Source organism: Microbacterium sp. NPDC055988 (assembly GCF_042269505.1).
Classification (GTDB): domain Bacteria; phylum Actinomycetota; class Actinomycetes; order Actinomycetales; family Microbacteriaceae; genus Microbacterium.
Genome location: NZ_JBHJXY010000001.1, coordinates 1,455,688 through 1,473,059 on the forward strand (window position 1 = coordinate 1,455,688; position 17,372 = coordinate 1,473,059).

17 protein-coding genes are annotated in these 17,372 nt (G+C 68.9%); 10 read left to right on the forward strand and 7 right to left on the reverse strand.

The genetic code is table 11. The annotated features are described in order from the left end of the window. Nucleotides 1–32 precede the first annotated feature (32 nt). Complete coding sequence (locus ACFC14_RS07130) at nt 33–1,535, reverse strand: SulP family inorganic anion transporter (RefSeq protein ID WP_376102268.1); 1,503 nt, start codon at nt 1,533–1,535, stop codon at nt 33–35. A gap of 133 nt (nt 1,536–1,668) precedes the next feature. Here ACFC14_RS07130 and ACFC14_RS07135 point away from each other — a divergent pair, with 133 nt between their 5' ends. Together ACFC14_RS07135 and ACFC14_RS07140 are read left to right on the forward strand one after the other, a co-directional pair. Next, nucleotides 1,669–2,115, forward strand: a complete 447-nt coding sequence (locus ACFC14_RS07135) for a hypothetical protein (RefSeq protein ID WP_376102271.1) — start codon at nt 1,669–1,671, stop codon at nt 2,113–2,115. Between the two features lie 89 nt (nt 2,116–2,204). Then, the gene (locus tag ACFC14_RS07140; protein ID WP_376102274.1) at nt 2,205–2,726 is read left to right on the forward strand and encodes a hypothetical protein; all 522 of its coding nucleotides are present in this window, start codon (nt 2,205–2,207) and stop codon (nt 2,724–2,726) included. Between the two features lie 56 nt (nt 2,727–2,782). Here the strand turns inward: ACFC14_RS07140 and ACFC14_RS07145 are convergent, their stop codons facing one another. Next, nucleotides 2,783–4,012, reverse strand: coding sequence for an MFS transporter (locus ACFC14_RS07145; RefSeq protein WP_376102277.1), 1,230 nt, complete (start codon nt 4,010–4,012; stop codon nt 2,783–2,785). An 82-nt stretch (nt 4,013–4,094) separates the two neighbouring features. Here ACFC14_RS07145 and ACFC14_RS07150 point away from each other — a divergent pair, with 82 nt between their 5' ends. From ACFC14_RS07150 to ACFC14_RS07180, 7 genes are all read left to right on the forward strand, one after another. Then, a complete protein-coding gene (locus tag ACFC14_RS07150; protein ID WP_376102280.1) occupies nt 4,095–4,394 on the forward strand; it encodes an ArsR/SmtB family transcription factor in 300 nt (99 codons plus the stop codon). Nucleotides 4,395–4,578: 184 nt separating this feature from the next. Further along, nucleotides 4,579–5,484, forward strand: a complete 906-nt coding sequence (locus tag ACFC14_RS07155) for a DUF2520 domain-containing protein (RefSeq protein WP_376102282.1) — start codon at nt 4,579–4,581, stop codon at nt 5,482–5,484. Next, nucleotides 5,481–6,497 carry a pantoate--beta-alanine ligase gene (panC, locus tag ACFC14_RS07160; protein WP_376102285.1) on the forward strand — a complete coding sequence of 339 codons (1,017 nt, stop codon included), beginning with the start codon at nt 5,481–5,483 and terminating at the stop codon, nt 6,495–6,497. The genes ACFC14_RS07155 and panC overlap by 4 nt, the downstream gene beginning before the upstream one ends. After that, nucleotides 6,497–6,889, forward strand: coding sequence for an aspartate 1-decarboxylase (gene panD / locus ACFC14_RS07165; RefSeq protein WP_376102288.1), 393 nt, complete (start codon nt 6,497–6,499; stop codon nt 6,887–6,889). Before panC ends, panD begins: the two co-directional genes overlap by 1 nt. Then, nucleotides 6,886–7,755, forward strand: a complete 870-nt coding sequence (gene panB, locus ACFC14_RS07170) for a 3-methyl-2-oxobutanoate hydroxymethyltransferase (protein WP_376102291.1) — start codon at nt 6,886–6,888, stop codon at nt 7,753–7,755. Before panD ends, panB begins: the two co-directional genes overlap by 4 nt. 139 nt (nt 7,756–7,894) lie before the next feature. Beyond that, nucleotides 7,895–9,247 carry a DUF222 domain-containing protein gene (locus ACFC14_RS07175; RefSeq protein ID WP_376102294.1) on the forward strand — a complete coding sequence of 451 codons (1,353 nt, stop codon included), beginning with the start codon at nt 7,895–7,897 and terminating at the stop codon, nt 9,245–9,247. Nucleotides 9,248–9,549: 302 nt separating this feature from the next. After that, a complete protein-coding gene (locus tag ACFC14_RS07180; protein ID WP_376102297.1) occupies nt 9,550–11,766 on the forward strand; it encodes a chitobiase/beta-hexosaminidase C-terminal domain-containing protein in 2,217 nt (738 codons plus the stop codon). A gap of 64 nt (nt 11,767–11,830) precedes the next feature. Here the strand turns inward: ACFC14_RS07180 and ACFC14_RS07185 are convergent, their stop codons facing one another. The 4 genes from ACFC14_RS07185 to ACFC14_RS07200 all read right to left on the reverse strand — a co-directional run bounded on the left by ACFC14_RS07185 (nt 11,831) and on the right by ACFC14_RS07200 (nt 14,930). Next, nucleotides 11,831–12,061 (reverse strand): helix-turn-helix domain-containing protein, encoded by a 231-nt coding sequence (locus ACFC14_RS07185; protein WP_376102300.1) that lies wholly within the window; start codon nt 12,059–12,061, stop codon nt 11,831–11,833. Further along, nucleotides 12,061–12,549 (reverse strand): DUF2975 domain-containing protein, encoded by a 489-nt coding sequence (locus ACFC14_RS07190; RefSeq protein ID WP_376102303.1) that lies wholly within the window; start codon nt 12,547–12,549, stop codon nt 12,061–12,063. Before ACFC14_RS07190 ends, ACFC14_RS07185 begins: the two co-directional genes overlap by 1 nt. A 220-nt stretch (nt 12,550–12,769) precedes the next feature. Continuing rightward, the gene (locus ACFC14_RS07195; protein ID WP_376102306.1) at nt 12,770–14,407 is read right to left on the reverse strand and encodes a glycosyltransferase family 2 protein; all 1,638 of its coding nucleotides are present in this window, start codon (nt 14,405–14,407) and stop codon (nt 12,770–12,772) included. A gap of 244 nt (nt 14,408–14,651) precedes the next feature. Next, nucleotides 14,652–14,930 (reverse strand): helix-turn-helix domain-containing protein, encoded by a 279-nt coding sequence (locus ACFC14_RS07200; RefSeq protein WP_376107122.1) that lies wholly within the window; start codon nt 14,928–14,930, stop codon nt 14,652–14,654. A gap of 68 nt (nt 14,931–14,998) precedes the next feature. Between ACFC14_RS07200 and map the strand changes: the two genes are divergently transcribed. Next, nucleotides 14,999–15,772: a type I methionyl aminopeptidase gene (gene map, locus ACFC14_RS07205; protein WP_376102309.1), complete on the forward strand. Its 774-nt coding sequence runs from the start codon at nt 14,999–15,001 to the stop codon at nt 15,770–15,772. Nucleotides 15,773–15,860: 88 nt separating this feature from the next. Here map and ACFC14_RS07210 read toward each other — a convergent pair whose 3' ends face one another. Further along, nucleotides 15,861–17,363, reverse strand: a complete 1,503-nt coding sequence (locus tag ACFC14_RS07210) for a DUF4127 family protein (RefSeq protein WP_376102312.1) — start codon at nt 17,361–17,363, stop codon at nt 15,861–15,863. Nucleotides 17,364–17,372: the final 9 nt, after the last annotated feature.

The window sequence follows — 17,372 nt, forward strand, 5'->3', positions numbered from 1 at the left end:
CAGAGGAATGCTTCGCATAGCAATATGGCGCTCTACTCGAACCCACCCGTCAACCGCCCGCGCATCCGCGAACTGCTCTCATTCATCCCGACGATCTCCACGGTCTTCCCCAACGCCTGATACTTCGTCTCGATCGCATCCAACGCAGCGACGGTCGACGCGTCCCACACATGCGACCCCGACAAATCAATCACGACCCGCTCCGGATCGTCCGAGTACGAGAACAACGTCGTCAGGTCATTGCTCGACGCGAAGAACAGCTCCCCCTCCACGACGTACGTCACCACGTCTCCCGCCTCACCGAGAACCCGAGTCACCGACACGAAGTGCGCCACCCGCCGCACGAACAGCACCGACGCGACCAGCACCCCACCGACCACGCCGACTGCCAGGTTGTGCGTCAGCAAGACAAGAACAACCGTCGCGACCATCACGAAGGTCTCGCTCTTCGGCATCCGCTTCAACGTCGACGGACGCACGCTGTGCCAGTCGAACGCTCCGATCGCGACCATGATCATCACGGCCACGAGCGCTGCCATCGGGATCGTCCCGACGAAGTCGCCGAACACGACGACGAGCAGGAACAGGAAGATGCCGGCGCAGAACGTCGAGATGCGGGTCCGCGCGCCCGACGCCTTCACGTTGATCATGGTCTGACCGATCACGGCGCAGCCGCCCATGCCGCCGAAGATCCCCGACAGCACGTTCGAGACGCCCTGCCCCCACGCCTCACGGCTCTTGCGTGAGTGGGTGTCGGTGATCTCGTCGACGAGCTTCGCGGTGAGCAGCGACTCCATCAGCCCGACCAGTGCGACCCCGAGCGCGAACGGCGCGATGATCGTGAACGTCTCCCACGTGAGCGGAACGTTCGGGATGAACAGCTCCGGCAGGCTCTTCGGCAGCTCGCCCTGGTCGCCGACGGTGGGCACGGTGATGCCGAACGCGAGCACGACCCCCGTCACGATGACGACCGACACGAGCGGCGCCGGCACGATCTTGGTGATCTTCGGCATCAGGATCATGACGACGATCCCGAGCGCGACCAGCGGATACACCAGCCACGGCACGTCGATCAGCTGCGGGAACTGCGAGCTGAACACGAAGATCGCCAGCGCGTTCACGAACCCGACCATGACGCTGCGGGGGATGAAGCGCATGAGCTTCGCGACGCCGATCACCCCGAGGACCACCTGGAAGATGCCGGCGAGGATGACCGTCGCGATGAAGTAGTCGAGCCCGTATGTCGGCGCGACGGGTGCGATCACGAGCGCCACGGCCCCGGTCGCTGCGGTCACCATCGCCGGACGCCCGCCGAGGAACGCGATCGACACCGCCATGATGAACGACGAGAACAGCCCCACCTTCGGGTCGACGCCCGCGATCACCGAGAAAGCGATCGCCTCGGGGATCAGCGCGAGCCCCACGACGAGTCCGGCCAGCACCTCGCGGGTCAGCATCCGCGGGTTCTTCAGCGCGGTCAGCACCGAGGGGTTCGCCCGGTACCGGGCACGATCGTCGATCGTCGTTGCAGACATGGATGCTCCAGGGGATGGCGCCTCGAATTGAGGCAGACGTTCCAGCGTAGATCCGTCATGGAGCGGCGCGTCACCTCCACTAGTCTCAGAATCGATCGGGCGCGGGGCTCGGTGACGCGGCAGAGGGAGATCCGTGGAAGAGACGAACGCACCGGATCGACGCACCTTGCTGCGAGCGGCCGTATGGGCCGCGCCCGTCATCGCCGTCACCGCCGCGACCCCGCTCGCCGCAGCGAGCACGCAGGCCCTGACGTGGACATGGACGGCCCAGATGGCCACGACCCGACAGGCGGAGACCTACTTCACCGCGACGAACTCCAGCGACGACCCCATCGACGTCGTCTTCGTCGCCCCCAGGAGGCAAGGGGCGGTGGAACTCTACGGATACGGGTTCGGCCCCTGGGAGGTCTCGCTCACGTCGACCACCGTCGTATGCACGGCGACCATCCCCGCGCAGGGATCGCTGACCACCCCGTTCCTCGGCTACTTCACGCGCACGCCGCCCACGACCGAGGTGCTCGTCGCTTCGCTGACGCCCAGCGCGTCATTCGTGCCGACCCTCACCCTCACCTTCACCTGAGAGCCGCTCTGCGCCCTCGGCTCCTCCGCCCTTCCGCCCCGCGAGCTCCTCCGACATGATGAAGAGGACCGACCTCGAAGGAGTCCGCCGTGTCACTCACCCCGCCTCCGGCCCAGGCACCGTCGGTCGACACCGCCGTCTCCGGGCTCCCCTTCGCCGCGGTGATCGTGGGCATCCGCCGAACGCTCATCTGGACGATCGTCGCGGGACTCGTCTACGCCACCTTCATGACCGGCAGCAAGGGCCTCTGCCCAGGCGGCGTCGACGCCAACGGTGGGTTCATCGACGCAGACGGCCGGTCGGTCGATCAGGCTCCGCTCTGCGTCACGCTGACGCTCCGCCCCAGCGTGTTCGTCTACGCAGGCATCGCGCTGATCGTCCTGATCGCGCTCGGCCGCGTCGCCAGGGCGTCCGACGAGCGCGCAGCCCTTCGCACGCTGGAACGCGCGATTCAGGGAGCCGGCCTGCTCGTCGCCATCGCCCTCGTCGTGTCGCACGTGTGGTTCCAGCTGATCCCGCTCGATCAGTTCAACTCCGGCTCCTGGTCGGTCTTCAGCCCCTTCCCGCTCGGGGTCATCGACGTCGTGACCGAGCCGATGACGGGGTCCTGACGGCCCACTCGCAGGTGCAGCGGCAGCCGATCAACCTGGGTTGATCGCCCTCACACCTACCGCCCCGCCCGCACCCGCAGCCCGAACGCAACCCCCGCCAGCGCGATCACCACGACCCCGTATCCGACGCACACGGCCTCGAGTCCGACCACCCCGACCAGTGCTCCGGCGATCACGGCCGGCACCCCGAACGCCAGGTATGCCAGCAGGTAGATCACGGCGAAGGTGTCGGCGCGCTGCGTCGCCGGGATCCGCGGTGCGAGCGAGGCGACCACTCCCGAGAACGCGGTGCCGAAGCCCATCCCGGTGACCGCGGCCGCGACGAGGTAGAACGGCAGCGAATCGACGCCGAGCGCGATCAACGACAGCAGAGTTCCGACCGCGAGCGCCGACGTGCCGAACAGCACCATCGACCGCGCGGCGATCTTCCGCAGCACGAACGCCGTCACGGCGCCGACCCCGGCGAGCAGCACGACCCCGAGCCCCTGCCACACATGCGCCTCGCCGCCGAGCTCGCCGCGCACGATGTTCGCGCCCAGCGACAGGAACAGCCCACCGGTCGCCCACCCGGCGATCACGGCCGGAGCCCCGCGCCAGAAGTCCGCGCGGATCGCCGGCGGGATCGACAGGCGGAAGCTCAGCGACGCCCACACCCCGGGCTTGCGAGGCGCCGTCTCGGGCACGAGGAAGAACAGCGCCGCGAGCAGGATGTACGCCGAGCTCAAGGGCGCGAACACATCGAGCAGCGCCTCGCCGCCGACGTCGAGCACCACAGCCGACACGAGCGCCCCGAGCGCGAGTCCGATCCCCGGGCTCAGCGCGTTCCACAGCGCCGCGACCCCCGCGCGCCCGCCCGGCGCGAAGTCGAGCACCGTCGCCGACAGCGCCGAGATCAGCAGGCCACTCGCGACCCCTTGCAGGATGCGCGCGAGGAACAGCATCGCGACGGCATCCGCATGCCAGAACAGGAACATGCTCCCGGCCAGCAGCAGGAACCCCGCGATCACGACCGGACGACGGCCGACGTGATCCGAGAGCGACCCGGCGGTGAGGAGGGTGAGCAGCAGCGCCACCGCGTAGACCGCGAACACGGCGCTGATCACGACCGCCGGGAACCCGATGTCGTGCGCGAGCACCGGATAGAACGGCGACGGCGCACTCGCCCCGACCATCATCAGGATCTGCGCCACGATCGCGAGCACGAATCCGAACCGCGTGCGGGGGACGGCACCCGACGAGGCGCTGCCCGCGATCGACGGGCGGATGATCGGCGCGGTGCTGGTCATGGCAACTCCTCCTAAGGTTCGAGAATCATCGAACTATCGGAGCGTACTCGCCATCCATCGATTGTTCAACTATTCTCGAACCATGCCTGGCGATCTTCCACACCCGGAGCGCTCCGAGATCCAACTCACCGACGTGCTCTTCGCGCTCAGCGACCCCGAGCGCCTCGCCATCACGCGCCAGCTCGCCGACGGTCCCCTCGACATGGCGTCCTGTCACGCGACTGACCCGAACCTCCCGAAGTCGACCAAGTCGCACTTCATGAAGGTGCTGCGCGAGTCCGGCGTCATCCGCAACGAGCCGAACGGGCGCCGACGGATGCTGACGCTGCGGCGCGACGACCTCGACGCGCTCTTCCCCGGGCTCCTGGACTCCGTGCTGTAGGTCGCCTCGGCGCGCCTCCGTAGCATGCGGGAGCAATACGACGCGCATATGCAATCTATAGTGACGTTAAGGACAACCGTATTGCCCAGCTGAGTTGTCAGTTTGCTCCCAGATTTGGAGTGGATGCCGCGATGGGCGGATACTTCTGGCATCCGGACCGCCCCCACTCGGCCGGGGAATCGACATGCAGACCCCCACCTCACTTGCGCCAGGAACGACCATCGCCATCGTCGGCGCCGGTCGTCTCGGACGTGTACTCGCGCGTTCGCTGCGCTCCGCCGGACTCGAGGTCCTCGGCCCCCTTCGCCGCGATCAGTCGATGCCGAAGGCCGACATCGCGCTGCTCTGCGTCCCCGACGCCGCGATCCCGGCGGTCGCGTTCGTCGCTCGGCCGCATGTGCGGCTTGTCGGACACGTCTCCGGTGCCACCTCGCTCGACGATGTCGACTTCAGCCTCCACCCGCTGCAGACCTTCACCGGCTCGGAGCTGCCCGACGTGTTCCACGGCATCGGCGCCGCGGTCGCCGGCCGCACCGACGACGCCCGCGCGGTGGCCGAACAGCTGGCCCGCGCACTCGGTGCCCGACCCTTCACGGTCGACGACCGCGCGAGCTATCACGCGGCCGCATCCTTCGCCTCGAACTTCGTGCTGACGGTGCTCGATGCGGCGGAGCAGCTCGCCGCGGCCGCCGGCATCCCGAGCGACGACGCTCGCGAGCTCCTCGCCCCGCTCGTCGGGCAGACGGTCGAGAACTGGAAGAGCCTCGGCGCGCAGAGCGCCCTCACCGGACCGATCGCCCGTGGCGACGCGGAGACGGTCGCCCGCCAGAGGTCGGCTGCCGAAGAGCTCGCCCTGCAGGAACTGTTCGACGCCCTCGCCGCCGCCACCCGGACGATCGCCTCTCGCGCCGAAGAACCCGTACAGATGTCGGGAGAAGGTACGGATGCAGGAGGAAACAGGGCCGTTCCGACCGACATCCGTCCGTTCTCCCGACAAGTGAACGGCGAAGTGACCGGCGAGATGTCCGGCGAAACGACCGGCGAAACCTCCTGCGAAATGACCGCCGCCCCGAAGGAGCCTTCCGCATGAGAATCCTCCGCACGATCCCCGAGGTGCGCGCGGCCGTCCGCGAGGCGCGGCTCGCCGACCGCACGGTCGGCCTCGTCCCGACGATGGGCGCGTTCCACGACGGACACCTCTCGCTCATGCGGGCCGCGCGTGCGGCATCCGACCTCGTCGTCGTCTCGCTGTTCGTCAATCCGACCCAGTTCGCCGCAAACGAAGACCTCAGCACCTACCCGCGCGATGAGGCCCGCGACGCCGCGCTCGCCGAGGCCGAGGGCGTCGACATCCTCTTCGCACCCGCAGCATCCGAGATCTACCCCGACGGGTTCGCGACGAACATCCACGTCGCGGGCCTCACCGATGTGCTCGACGGCGCGAGCCGCGGAGCGCACCACTTCGACGGCGTCGCCACGGTCGTCACGAAGCTGTTCGGGATCGTTCGCCCGGATGCGGCGTACTTCGGGCAGAAGGATGCGCAGCAGGTGCTGATCGTCCGCCGCGTCGTGCGCGACCTCGACCTCGACGTGCGGATCGTCGCATGCCCGATCGTTCGGGAGGCCGACGGCCTCGCCATGAGCTCGCGCAACGTCTACCTCGACGATGCTTACCGCTTGCAGGCGACCGCACTGAACCGGGCGCTGGATGCGGCGGCATCGGTGTTCGCGGCGGGTGAGCGCAGGGCCGACGGCATCCTGTCGGCGGCACATCGGGTGCTCGAGGAGGCCGGGATCGCCCCGGAGTATCTGGAGCTTCGCGATGCCGAGACCCTGGAGCCGGTCACCCGCTTCGAGCGGGATGCGCTGCTCGCGGTCGCCGCACGCGTCGGCGCCGCCCGACTGATCGACAACCATGTGCTGTCCGCTGTCGAACCGAATGCTGATGATTCGGATGCTGCCGATTCGGATGCTGCCGATTCGGATGCTGTCGGCCTGCACGGCGCCGATCCGGATGCCGCTGTCCCGGATGCCGCCGATTCCGCGACCACCGACCCAGTCGCTGCCGACCTGCAGACCACCGACCCGAAGGGCGACGCCTGATGCGACGCACGATGCTGAAGTCGAAGATCCACCGCGCGACCATCACCGCCAGCGATCTGCACTACGTGGGCTCTATCACGATCGACCCCATCCTGCTCGAGGCCGCCGACATCCTGCCGCATGAGCAGGTGCACGTGGTCGACGTCGACAACGGCGCCCGCTTCGAGACGTACACGCTGGTGGGGGAGCGCGGATCCGGGGTCATCCAGGTCAACGGCGCCGCGGCCCGCCTCGTGCACGCCGGCGACACGATCATCGTCATCTCCTATGCCGACTATTCGCGCGAAGACCTCGAAGGGTACGAGCCAGTTGTCGTGCATGTCGACCGGGACAACGCGATCATCCAGGTCGACGACGTCGTCGACCGTCTACTGGCGGAGGCCCGCGCATGAGCGCGCACGCCGCCCCGCGAAAGCGCGTCACGCTCGCCGCCCTGGCTGCGAAGAGGGATGCCTCCGAGCCGATCGTCATGGTCACCGCCTACGATCACCCGAGCGCGCAGATCGTCGAAGCCGCCGGTGTCGACGTCGTGCTCGTCGGGGATTCCGCGGCGATGACCGTGCTCGGCTACGACAGCACCGTTCCGGTCACGGTCGACGAGATGCTGATGCTCACCAAGGCGGTGCGCCGCGGGCTGACCGTTCCGCTGCTGGTCGGCGACCTGCCGTTCGGTTCGTACGAGGCCTCGGACGAACTCGCCATCGCGACCGCACAGCGCTTCGTCAAGGAAGCCGGCTGCGACCTGGTGAAGATCGAGCGCGGTGGCACGACCGTCGACCGTGCACGGGCGCTCGTGCAGGCCGGTATCCCCGTGGTCGGTCACGTCGGGCTCACTCCGCAGACGGCCACGGCCCTCGGCGGCTACCGCGCACAGGGTCGCACCGCCGAAGCCGCGCTCGCCGTGATCGACGACGCCCTCGCGCTGCAGACCGCGGGCTGCTCGATGCTCGTGATCGAGGCGGTGCCGTCCGAGGTGACCGCCGCGCTCGTGCCGCTGCTCGACATCCCCGTGATCGGCATCGGTGCCGGAGCGGATGCCGACGGGCAGGTGCTCGTTTTCCACGACCTGCTCGGACTGTACGACGGTGCGGCGGCCAAGTTCGTCAAACGGTACGCCGACCTGCGCACGGCCTCGATCGCCGGGGTGGAGGCGTATGCAGCGGAGGTGCGCGGGGGCGTGTATCCGGCGATCGAGCACGGGTATGCGATGCCGGAGGGCGAAGCTGCGCGGCTCGGGGAGTTGCTCGCCGGGCGTTGACTGTATTCGTGGATAAGTACGTATCTGGGATGCTTGTGGAGGAGTGCCCTTGGGTGTGCTGTGGCGTGTTTGTGTGGAATTCTGGGATGTGATGCGGAGATAGCTTCGAAGGTAGCGTGTTACCGGGTTAGGATGGAGTATGTCCACTTTGACCGGGTTGCGCGAGGCGATGCGTCGTCTCGATGCGGCGTGGTCGGGTGCCGGGGAGGCGGGGGATCTGTCCCGGGTGCAGCTGGTGGCGGTCACTGACGCGGTCGGGGTGCTGCAGCGGCGGTTGGATGCGGTGCAGGTCGAGGTCGCCGCGCGGATCGCGTATGAGTCGCGGCCGGAGCTCGGGGCGGAGAGTCTGGCGAAGCAGCAGGGGTTCCGCACTCCGGCGACGTTGATCGCCGCGACCACCGGAGTTTCCACGGGTGATGCGGCACGGTTGGTGAAAGTCGGGGAGGCGACGGCGCCGCGCGCGGACCTGTTGGGGGCGCCGCTTCCGGCGAGGTATCCGTTGGTGCGAGACGCGCTGGGCTCGGGTGCTCTCAGTGCGCCGGCCGCGGCGATGATCATCACTGTCCTGGATCGGTGCCGGGTGACGGCCGGGCCGGAACGGGTCTCCGAGGGGGAGCGGGTGCTGGTCGAGAAGGCGCAGGGTCTGGCGCTCGACGATGTGCGAAAGCTCGTGGTGCGGGCAGAAGCCTGGCTGGATCCCGATGGGGTGGAGCCGAAAGAAGAGGAGCGGCGGGGGAAGCGGGCGTTGACCCTGTTCGAGCGGGACGGGATGGTGCACCTGAACGCGGTCCTCGATGCCGAGACCGCCGCCCCGATCGTGACCGCGATCCGCGGGTTCGTGAGCGCCGCGTTCGCCGCCCGGAATGACGCCCCCGACCCCGACGCCCCGGATGCGGACCGGCGCACGGTCCCCATGATCCAGGCCGACGCGCTCGCGGTGTTCTGCGCGCACGTCCTCGGCTGCCAGACGCGGGTCCCGGTCGCCGGGGCCACCGTGATCGTCCGGATGAACCTCTCGGACCTGGAATCGGGGGCAGGGTCGGCGACCGTGGATGGTATGGATCAGCCGGTCAGTGTCGGGGCGGTGCGGCGGATGGCCGCCGGCGGCGGGATCATCCCCTGTGTCTTCGGCGGGAACAGCGAAGTGTTGGACTGGGGGCGGGAGAAACGCCTGTTCACCCGCGCGCAACGCCTTGCCCTGGCCGAACGCGATGGCGGGTGCGCGATGTGCGGGCTCCCACCCGAGATGACCAAAGCGCACCACGTCCGGTGGTGGAAGCGGGACCACGGACCCACCGACCTCAGCAACGGAGTCCTGCTGTGTGAGACGTGTCGCCACCGCATCCACGACAACGGATGGGACATCCACATCGACCACCCCCGATACGGGACCGGGACCGGGGGACGAGTGTGGTTCCTCCCACCCCCGCACGTCGACCCCACCCGCACCCCACGACTCGGCGGACGCGCCCGCTTCGACATCGCCGCATGACCATGCATCCGGCGAGTGGCCGCCGCGTGACGGCCCGTGTGACCTGGCTCCGGCGCGAGGTCGTCGACTGGCCAGCACGCCGCGCTCCGGCGAGCGTTCGCGGTGTGGCGGGTCGACGTTGGCGGGACGGCGGAACAGCACCGTGATCTTGTATTCACTTCTTTATCCCTCGTTCCGAGCAGCGACCGCAAAGTTGTTTACCTAACGTTCCCGGTTCCGCCGTTCCCCGGCCGCAACGGCTCCCTAGCGTCGTCTCTGCGCCGGTCCGGTGCGTCGTAGATACACACGTGGAAGAGGATGAAGTGAAGAGACAGATCGCAGGAGTGTGCACGCTCGCGGCGGTGGCCGCCGCCGTCGCATTCCCCCTCACAGCGGCGAACGCCGTCGAGGAGCTCGCGGCACCGACATTCAGCCAGGACGGCGGCCGATTCGCCGAGTCGACGACCGTCACGCTCACCGCGCCGCAGGGCGCCCAGATCAGGTACACGCTCGACGGATCGACGCCGACCGCGAAGAGCCCGCTCTACAAGAAGCCACTGGTCATCGACGAGACGACGAACCTCGCCGCGGTCTCGGTCAAGGGCGGCGCAACCTCGCCCGCTGAGATCGAGGGCTACATCATCAAGACCGATGAGAAGCCGCTCACCTCGTTCTTCGTGATGAGCGACGTGCATACGTCGGCGCTCACCGAGAAGAACCGGGGCATCTGGAAGAGCCACTTCGACACCCTCGCGTCGATCAACCCCGACCCGGATCTGATCATCTCCAACGGCGACCAGATCAACGACAACAACAACAACACCGCGCCCGATCACCAGGTCGTGAAGACGATCTTCGACGAGAACATCGACCGCCTCGGACTCGATGACACCCCGATCCTCATGTCGCACGGCAACCACGACGTGGGCAACGCCGACATGGCGAAGTACTACGGCGACTGGTTCCCGAACGCGACCGGCGGCTACTACGAGAAGTCGATCGACGGCCAGACGTTCCTCGTGATCGACACCGAACGCTACTCGGGCGCGCAGCGCACCTGGCTCCAGGGTCGCCTCGCCGCGCTCTCCGCCGAGCCGGATGCCCTCAACACGCCGATCTTCGTCGTCGGCCACCGCCCGACCGCCAACACGGTCTATGACGGAGCCCAGGCCTCCAACGCCGCCCTCACCGCCGACCTCTCCGGATACCCGCAGGCGGTCTACTTCTCGGGCCACTCGCACCTGCACCTGAACGACGAGCGCTCCATCTGGCAGGGCGGCTTCACGGCCGTGAACGACGGATCCATGTCGTACACCGAGACCCCGCACGACGCGTATCAGATCTACGGCAACGCCCTCTGGGACGAGTTCACGATCCCCACGGCGCAGGCCCTGTACGTCGAGGTATACGCCGACCGCACCGAGATCGACCGCATCAACTTCGCCGCCGACGAGGATCGCACCTACACGAACGGCGCCTGGGGTGCGTACCAGGCCGGTTACCCCTTCGCCAGCGCCGGCACGCTCGCAGGTCCGACCTGGACGGTCCGCCTCGACGGCACGACGCCCGAGGAGGTGCGCGCCAACTTCGACTACACCTCGGCCGCGCGTGACAACGTCGCACCGGTCCAGCAGGGTGCGCCCGAGCACGCCGTGACCGCATCCGGCGCCGACCTCCTCCGGGTGCCCGCTGCCACCGACGATGAATCCGTCTACGGCTATGACGTGCGGGTCCGCGACGCGGCCACCGGCGTCGAGGCGCTGCCGATCCGCGCCGGCGCGAAGGTGCTCGCCGACTTCCAGATCGCGCCGCGTCCGAGCATCCTCGAGATCCCGCTCGCGATCCGCAACGGACGCCAGGCCGACGCCCCGCTCATCACCCTCACCAAGGGGACGAGCTACATCGCCGAGGTCACCGCCGTCGACATGTACGGCAACCGCTCCGAGAAGACGACGGTCTCGTTCGTCGCCGGACAGGTGCCCGACACCACCCGCCCGCAGGTGACGCTCGTCAGCCCGGTCACGGCCGGTCCGTCGAAGGCCGTCGACATCCGCGTCGACGCGTCCGATGAGGTGGGGCTCGCCCGCATCGTCGCGAACATCTACCAGGGAGGCACGCTCGTCAAGAGCACGCAGTCCAAGGCCACCGGCACCACCGGCTCGCACGTCGCGACCGTGACGCTCCCCGACGGGGCGTACACGATCAAGTACAACGCGCAGGATGCCGCAGGCAACATCTCGAAGACCTCGACGTTCGACCTCACCGTCGACGCCACGGCCCCCACCGTGACCGTCAAGACCGGCGACTCGTTCACCGTCGGCGATGCGGCGGGCTACGACAAGGTCAGCATCAAGCTCCACGACGCCGGCAAGATCGACCGGCTCGAGCTCAACGGCGTCGGGAAGGACCTCTCGAACAACGCCTGGTCCGACCTCAACTTCGTGAAGCCGGGAACGTTCGGAGGCGTCAAGGGCGAGAACACCCTCCTCGTCCACGACGTCGCCGGCAACGTCACGACGGTCGAGTTCGTGCTGCGCTGATCGATCGACGCGAAGCCTCGCGGGCGTACCGCGGGGCTTCGCGCGTCACCCGGTCCTGTCGGCGTCAACCGGTCCTGTCGGCATCAATTGTGTCCGGCTCCCAGCGCAGCAGGTCCCCCGGCTGGCACTCCAGCACCGCGCACAGAGCGTCCAATGTCGTGAAGCGCACCGCCTTCGCGCGGCCGTTCTTCAGAACCGCGAGATTGGTCGGCGTGATCCCGATCCGCTCGGCCAGCTCGCCGACGCTCATCTTCCGTCGCGCCATCATCACGTCGATGTCGACCACCACCGGCATCAGATCACCTCGTCGTCGAGTTCGGAACGCAGCGCTCGCGCCTCGGCCTCGCGGTCGATCGCCTGCCGCAGCAACGCCTTCATGACGACCGCGAGCAGTGCCATTCCGGCGAGCACGACTCCGGCTCCGCCGATCAGCGCAACGACCCCCGGCGCCGTCGACCCCGGAGCGAGCAGCGCGGCCAGGATCCACGTGAGCGCCGCGGCCACGAGGATCGCGCCGATGATCACGTTGACGTAGCGGAACGACGACTCCGAGAAGATCGACCCGCGCCGCACCCTCGTCAGCAGCATCCACACGCACACCCCGAACACCTGCAGCGTGCCCACGCCCAGCACCACGAGCGACACCAGCACGATCCGGCCCCAGAGCTCCTCGTCGGCGAGGTCGAGCCACAGCAGCGGCACGATGAGCGCCTGCACCGCCAGCGAACCCAGCAGCGCCACCGCGATCACGATGCGCAGAACGACGATCGTCGTCTTCCCCATGCCCACTCCTTCATCGAAGAACAACAGGAATCTATCGTTATTCGTTCGATCATGCAAGCAAGGGGGCGGTCGGAGTGGGGGCGGGAGGGGCCCGTGCCGTCGGGTGGAGGGGGCGGTGCCTTCGGGTGGAGGGGGCGGTGCCTTCGGGCAGTGACGTGGGTTCCCGGGGGCGTCGGGGCCGGTGCCGTCGGGCGGAGGGCTCAGCCCCGCGACGGCGCGGTCAGTGCCGCTGGACGGCGCGACGGATGCGGCGAACCGCCCGCCCCGCAGCATCCTTGAATCCGCCGCCCGGCCACTCGCGGTGCAGCTCCACCGCGCCGCCCTCACTCACCGCGAGCGTGCAGGTGCGCCCCGCCAGGATCGGCGAGCGGCCGACGCGAGCGAGCACCGCGGGAGCGGCCTCGAGGGGAACGTCGAACGTCCACCCCGCCCGGCGGACCTTGACGCTGAGGGGGCCGCCTCGGGAATCGTCCGTCCGCTCGAACGAGCGAACCGGATCGATCGAGACGGCGACGGCGGAGAGGTCGCGGGGGCGGCGGCCGGAGAGGACGCGCTCGGTACCGGGCCCGTCGCGGAGGATCAGATCCACACGATCGTTGCGAAGCTCGCGATCCACGACCAGAAGATTCGCGGGGAGCCCTTCGAGAGACGACAGGGGCAGCGACGTCAGCCGCGTGATCTTCTTGGCGCCGGACGACGTCGCCGCGGCACTGCCCCTACCGGCGATGCTCCCGAGTGCGTCGCTTCCGCCGACGTTCCGCGCGCCGGGAGTGGGCGCATCCGAACGGGACATCTCGAACACCAGCGCATCCTTCCCGTCGTAGGTGATGGTGATGCGAAGCGTGAGGTGCAGCCCGCCGCCCCGCGACCAGTGCGCGGCTGTCACGGTCGCCCGGCACTCCAGGCCCGTCTCGAACTCGGCCAGACGCACCAGGTCGTCACGACGATCGGCCCGCAGCAATGCCGCGCGGATCCGGTTCGCGACCCCGAGACCGGCATCCACGCCCGGCCCGAACCGCCGCTGTGTCAGCGGGACCACGACATCAAGCAGGCGGTCGCGATACTCGTGGGGGTACTTGACCATGCGCCGCCCCGCGATGCGCTTGAGGATCTTGCCGCGGAACCAGTGCCGCAGCAGCCGGTCGCGCAGGCGCCCCGGCTCGGTGTGCGCCTCGACGATGTCGAGCACGGTCTCCAGGTGTGGGAAGTAGGTCTCCGGCTCGATCCGCGCGGAGCTCGCGCTGCCCGGCTGCTTCACCCAGGCGTAGCAGGGCTCGCTCGCGAGGATCGAGATCGTCGACGCGGCGAAGTACGCCTGCATCACGAACATGTGATCCTCCAGCCGCACACGCCCCTCGGGGAAGCGGATGCCGTTCGCGCGCAGGAACGCCGTGCGGAACATCTTGTGCGGTGTGAGCATCTCTAGCAGCGGATCGGTGCCCAGCGTCGCCCGGGGGATGTCGTGGCGGAAGATCCGGCTCGGCAGCGGGCGACCGATCCCCACCTCCTTGCCGACCACGACGTCGGACGCGTTCGCATCCGCGTAGTCGCACAGCTTCTCGAGCGCTCCGTCGAACAGGTAGTCGTCTTGATCGACGAACTGCACGTACTTCCCGCGCGCCGCGTCGATGCCGTGGTTGCGGGGCATGCCCGGCCATCCGGAGTGCTCCAGCGACAGCACCCGCACGTTCGGACGCGTGCGCGCGATGGCGGCCAGGCGCTCACCGGTCGGCTCACCCGAGCCGTCGTCGCACAGCAGCACCTCGAACGCGGTGGGGTCGAGCGTCTGCCGATCGAGCGATGCGATGAGGTCATCGAACGACGGCCCCGGCCGGAACACCGGCACCACGACGCTCACGCGGATGCTGTTCCCGCGACTGCTGCTCTCCGGCTGAATGCTCTGTGACAAACGTCTCACTCCCCCAAGTCCGACAATCTCCCGAGCTAAACACGAGTTCCTGTGGGGGTCACCAGGCTTGCGCTTCGCGGGCGGGTATGCAGAACCGGGCGGTGGCCGGCAGGTGGTCGGCAGTGGCCGGGCAGCAGCCGGGCAGCGACTGAGCAGTGGCCAGACGAGGGGCTCGGCGCGGAAGTCGTCGGACTCAGGAGGCGATGCGGCGAGCCGCGGCGTCGTCCGTGCGCGTCCCGACCTCGGCCCAGACCGCATCCAGCGAGATCTCGAGAACGCCGGCGATCGCCGCGATGGTCGAGAAGGCGGGGGTGGCCACTCGTCCGGACTCGATCTTGCGCAGGGTCTCGGGGGAGACCCCGGCGTCGAGTGCGACGCTCAGCATCGACCGCTCGCCGCGCGCTCGACGCAGCAGGGCGCCCAGGCGCTCGCCCCGCTCGAGCTCGGCGGAGGTGAGCGGCATCCGAACCATCGTGATGCCCATACTAATACCGGGATAGTATTACCGGGATAGTTATTGGTATAAACGGGAGAGAGCCCATGATCGAGATCCTGAATGCCGATGAGCTCGTGCGCGCGAGGGCGGCAGGCGCGCTCGTCGGCGACATCCTGCAGACGTTGAATTCCCTCGCCGACGTCGGCGTGAACCTGCTCGACCTCGACCGCAGCGCGAAGCAGCTGATCGAGGATGCCGGCGCCGAATCCTGCTACGTCGACTACGCCCCCTCGTTCGGCCGTGGTCCGTTCGGCCACTACGTGTGCACCGCCGTGAACGACGCCGTGCTGCACGGCATGCCCCACGACTACGCCCTCCGGCAGGGAGACCTGCTCACGCTCGACCTCGCCGTCACCCTGCGTGGCATCTCGGCCGATGCGGCCATCAGCTTCGTTGTCGGAGGCGCCCCGGCGGCAGAGGACCTCGCGATGATCGAGGCGACCGAACGAGCGCTCGCCGCCGGTATCGCCGCCGCGCGACCCGGTGCCCGCGTCGGCGACCTTTCGCACGCGATCGGCACGGTGCTGCACGATGCCGGCTACCCCATCAACCTCGAGTTCGGCGGCCACGGCATCGGCTCGACCATGCACCAGGACCCGCACATCGCGAACGACGGGCGACCCGGCCGCGGGTACAAACTGCGCCCCGGACTCCTGCTCGCGCTCGAGCCCTGGGTCATGGCCGACACCGACGTGCTGCGCACCGACGATGACGGCTGGACCCTGCGGAGCGCCACCGGATGCCGCACCGCGCACACCGAGCACACGATCGCGATCACCGCGGACGGGGCCGAGATCCTGACGCTGCCGAGATCCTGACGCTGCCGACGGATCGCGCCGTCTGAGGCTGCCGACGGATCGCGCCGTCTGACGTTGCCGACGGATCGCGCCGCCTGACGTTGCTCGGCTAACTCAACACGAGCCCGATCTCGAACGATCGCCGCCACGGCAGAGTCAGCTCCTGGATGCGCACGTCTTCCGCGGGGAGTGTCGACTCCAGCAGCGCCGTCAACTCCTCACGGATGACCCGTTCCGCCGTCGCGACCCGGGCGTCGTCGGCCATCGGGTAGACATCCGGGAAGAGGGCGGGGCCGGAGTCGGTGCGCACGACCGCCTGGTACGCGAAGTCGTCCAGCAGTCGCGTGAGCAGGGCGATGCGGGCAGCGCGGGCATCGAACGTGCTCGTCGCCCGTCCGACCACTCCGGCCGCCGCGACCGCGACCACGCTGCCGAGCGTGTTGCCGGCCGTGTTCCAGCCGCCGAACGCCTCGAGCCGCCCGAGCAGCCCCGCCTCGGCGAGTGCCCGCACGAGCGCCTCGTCGGCGCCGTTGGGGTAGCGGACGTCGGCGAGGGCCACGTGCTGGCCTGCTTCCAGCCGCTCCCGGATCAGCGCGACCGTGCCGGCCACGGCGTCGGCATCCACCTGATCCGGACGTCCGCGGAACATGTCGTGCCGGTCGGGATCGGGGGCGTGCAGCACCAGGGTCACATCGCCGCCCTCGGCGACCTCGACGGCACCGGCCGCACGGATCTGCCGGCTCGCGGAGGCTGCGAGCGACATGTTCTCGTACGGCGGGATGCGCGTCATGCCCTCGGCATCCGCACACGCGACCGAGAACGAGGCGGTCACGCCGGCGTCCGCGGCGAGGGCTCGGGCGACCAGTGCCGCCCCCACCTCGTCGGCGCCCGGGTACATGAGCACGTCGCGGCCCGACGGCAGCATCCGCATCCAGTGCCGCAGCCACACCTGCTCGGCGCTGCCCGCGGCGAACGGTGCGGTGTCATCGGCGGTGATCGCCAGGAAGTCGAGCGTCGCATCCTCGACGAGGGCGAGCGTCGACAGGTTCACGATGTGATTGCGCAGCCGCCGTGCCGAGTAGTCGGACACGATCTCGGCCGGCACCGGTGTCAGCTCCGACAGCGGCAGCACGTCGGGCTCGTCGAGCAGCCGGTGCGCGTCGCCGCCGAGCGCGTGGATCTCCTTGCCGTGCTCCCGCCAGTACTCCGGCTCCTCGGCGGCCGAGTACGAATTGCTCGCCCGCGTCACAAGCGAGACGGCCGAGATCGGCAGCTCCGGCCGGCGGCGGCGCACCTCGCGCAGCACGTCGAGCCGCTCCAGCACCTCGCGCGTCGTGTCGGCGCTCGTACGGCTGGCGATCAGCCCGCCGTAGAGCAGCATGTCGACCGACACCACCACATGCACCGTGGCCGGGTCGGCGACGCGGTCGAGCAGCCAGGCGCCGAGCGCGCTCGCGTCTCCGGCGACGCGGTACGAGGGCAGGATCTCGGCCGGCGGAACGTCGAGGATCACTCCGGCCACCGCGGCGACGTCGCCGGGAAGCCGCACGTTCACCGGCCGGTCGTCGAGCGGGAGCAGAGCGATGCGCGGGCGCAGAGTCGTGTCGGACACGGGGAGTGC

What these genes read in the sequence shown, in the direction of transcription:
- ACFC14_RS07130 (WP_376102268.1), bottom strand. Translation starts at nt 1,535, where the DNA reads ATGTCTGCAACGACGATCGACGATCGTGCCCGGTACCGGGCGAACCCC.
- ACFC14_RS07145 (WP_376102277.1), bottom strand. Translation starts at nt 4,012, where the DNA reads ATGACCAGCACCGCGCCGATCATCCGCCCGTCGATCGCGGGCAGCGCC.
- ACFC14_RS07150 (WP_376102280.1), top strand. Translation starts at nt 4,095, where the DNA reads ATGCCTGGCGATCTTCCACACCCGGAGCGCTCCGAGATCCAACTCACC.
- ACFC14_RS07155 (WP_376102282.1), top strand. Translation starts at nt 4,579, where the DNA reads ATGCAGACCCCCACCTCACTTGCGCCAGGAACGACCATCGCCATCGTC.
- panC (WP_376102285.1), top strand. Translation starts at nt 5,481, where the DNA reads ATGAGAATCCTCCGCACGATCCCCGAGGTGCGCGCGGCCGTCCGCGAG.
- panD (WP_376102288.1), top strand. Translation starts at nt 6,497, where the DNA reads ATGCGACGCACGATGCTGAAGTCGAAGATCCACCGCGCGACCATCACC.
- panB (WP_376102291.1), top strand. Translation starts at nt 6,886, where the DNA reads ATGAGCGCGCACGCCGCCCCGCGAAAGCGCGTCACGCTCGCCGCCCTG.
- ACFC14_RS07175 (WP_376102294.1), top strand. Translation starts at nt 7,895, where the DNA reads ATGTCCACTTTGACCGGGTTGCGCGAGGCGATGCGTCGTCTCGATGCG.
- ACFC14_RS07185 (WP_376102300.1), bottom strand. Translation starts at nt 12,061, where the DNA reads ATGCCGGTGGTGGTCGACATCGACGTGATGATGGCGCGACGGAAGATG.
- ACFC14_RS07190 (WP_376102303.1), bottom strand. Translation starts at nt 12,549, where the DNA reads ATGGGGAAGACGACGATCGTCGTTCTGCGCATCGTGATCGCGGTGGCG.
- ACFC14_RS07200 (WP_376107122.1), bottom strand. Translation starts at nt 14,930, where the DNA reads ATGGTTCGGATGCCGCTCACCTCCGCCGAGCTCGAGCGGGGCGAGCGC.
- map (WP_376102309.1), top strand. Translation starts at nt 14,999, where the DNA reads ATGATCGAGATCCTGAATGCCGATGAGCTCGTGCGCGCGAGGGCGGCA.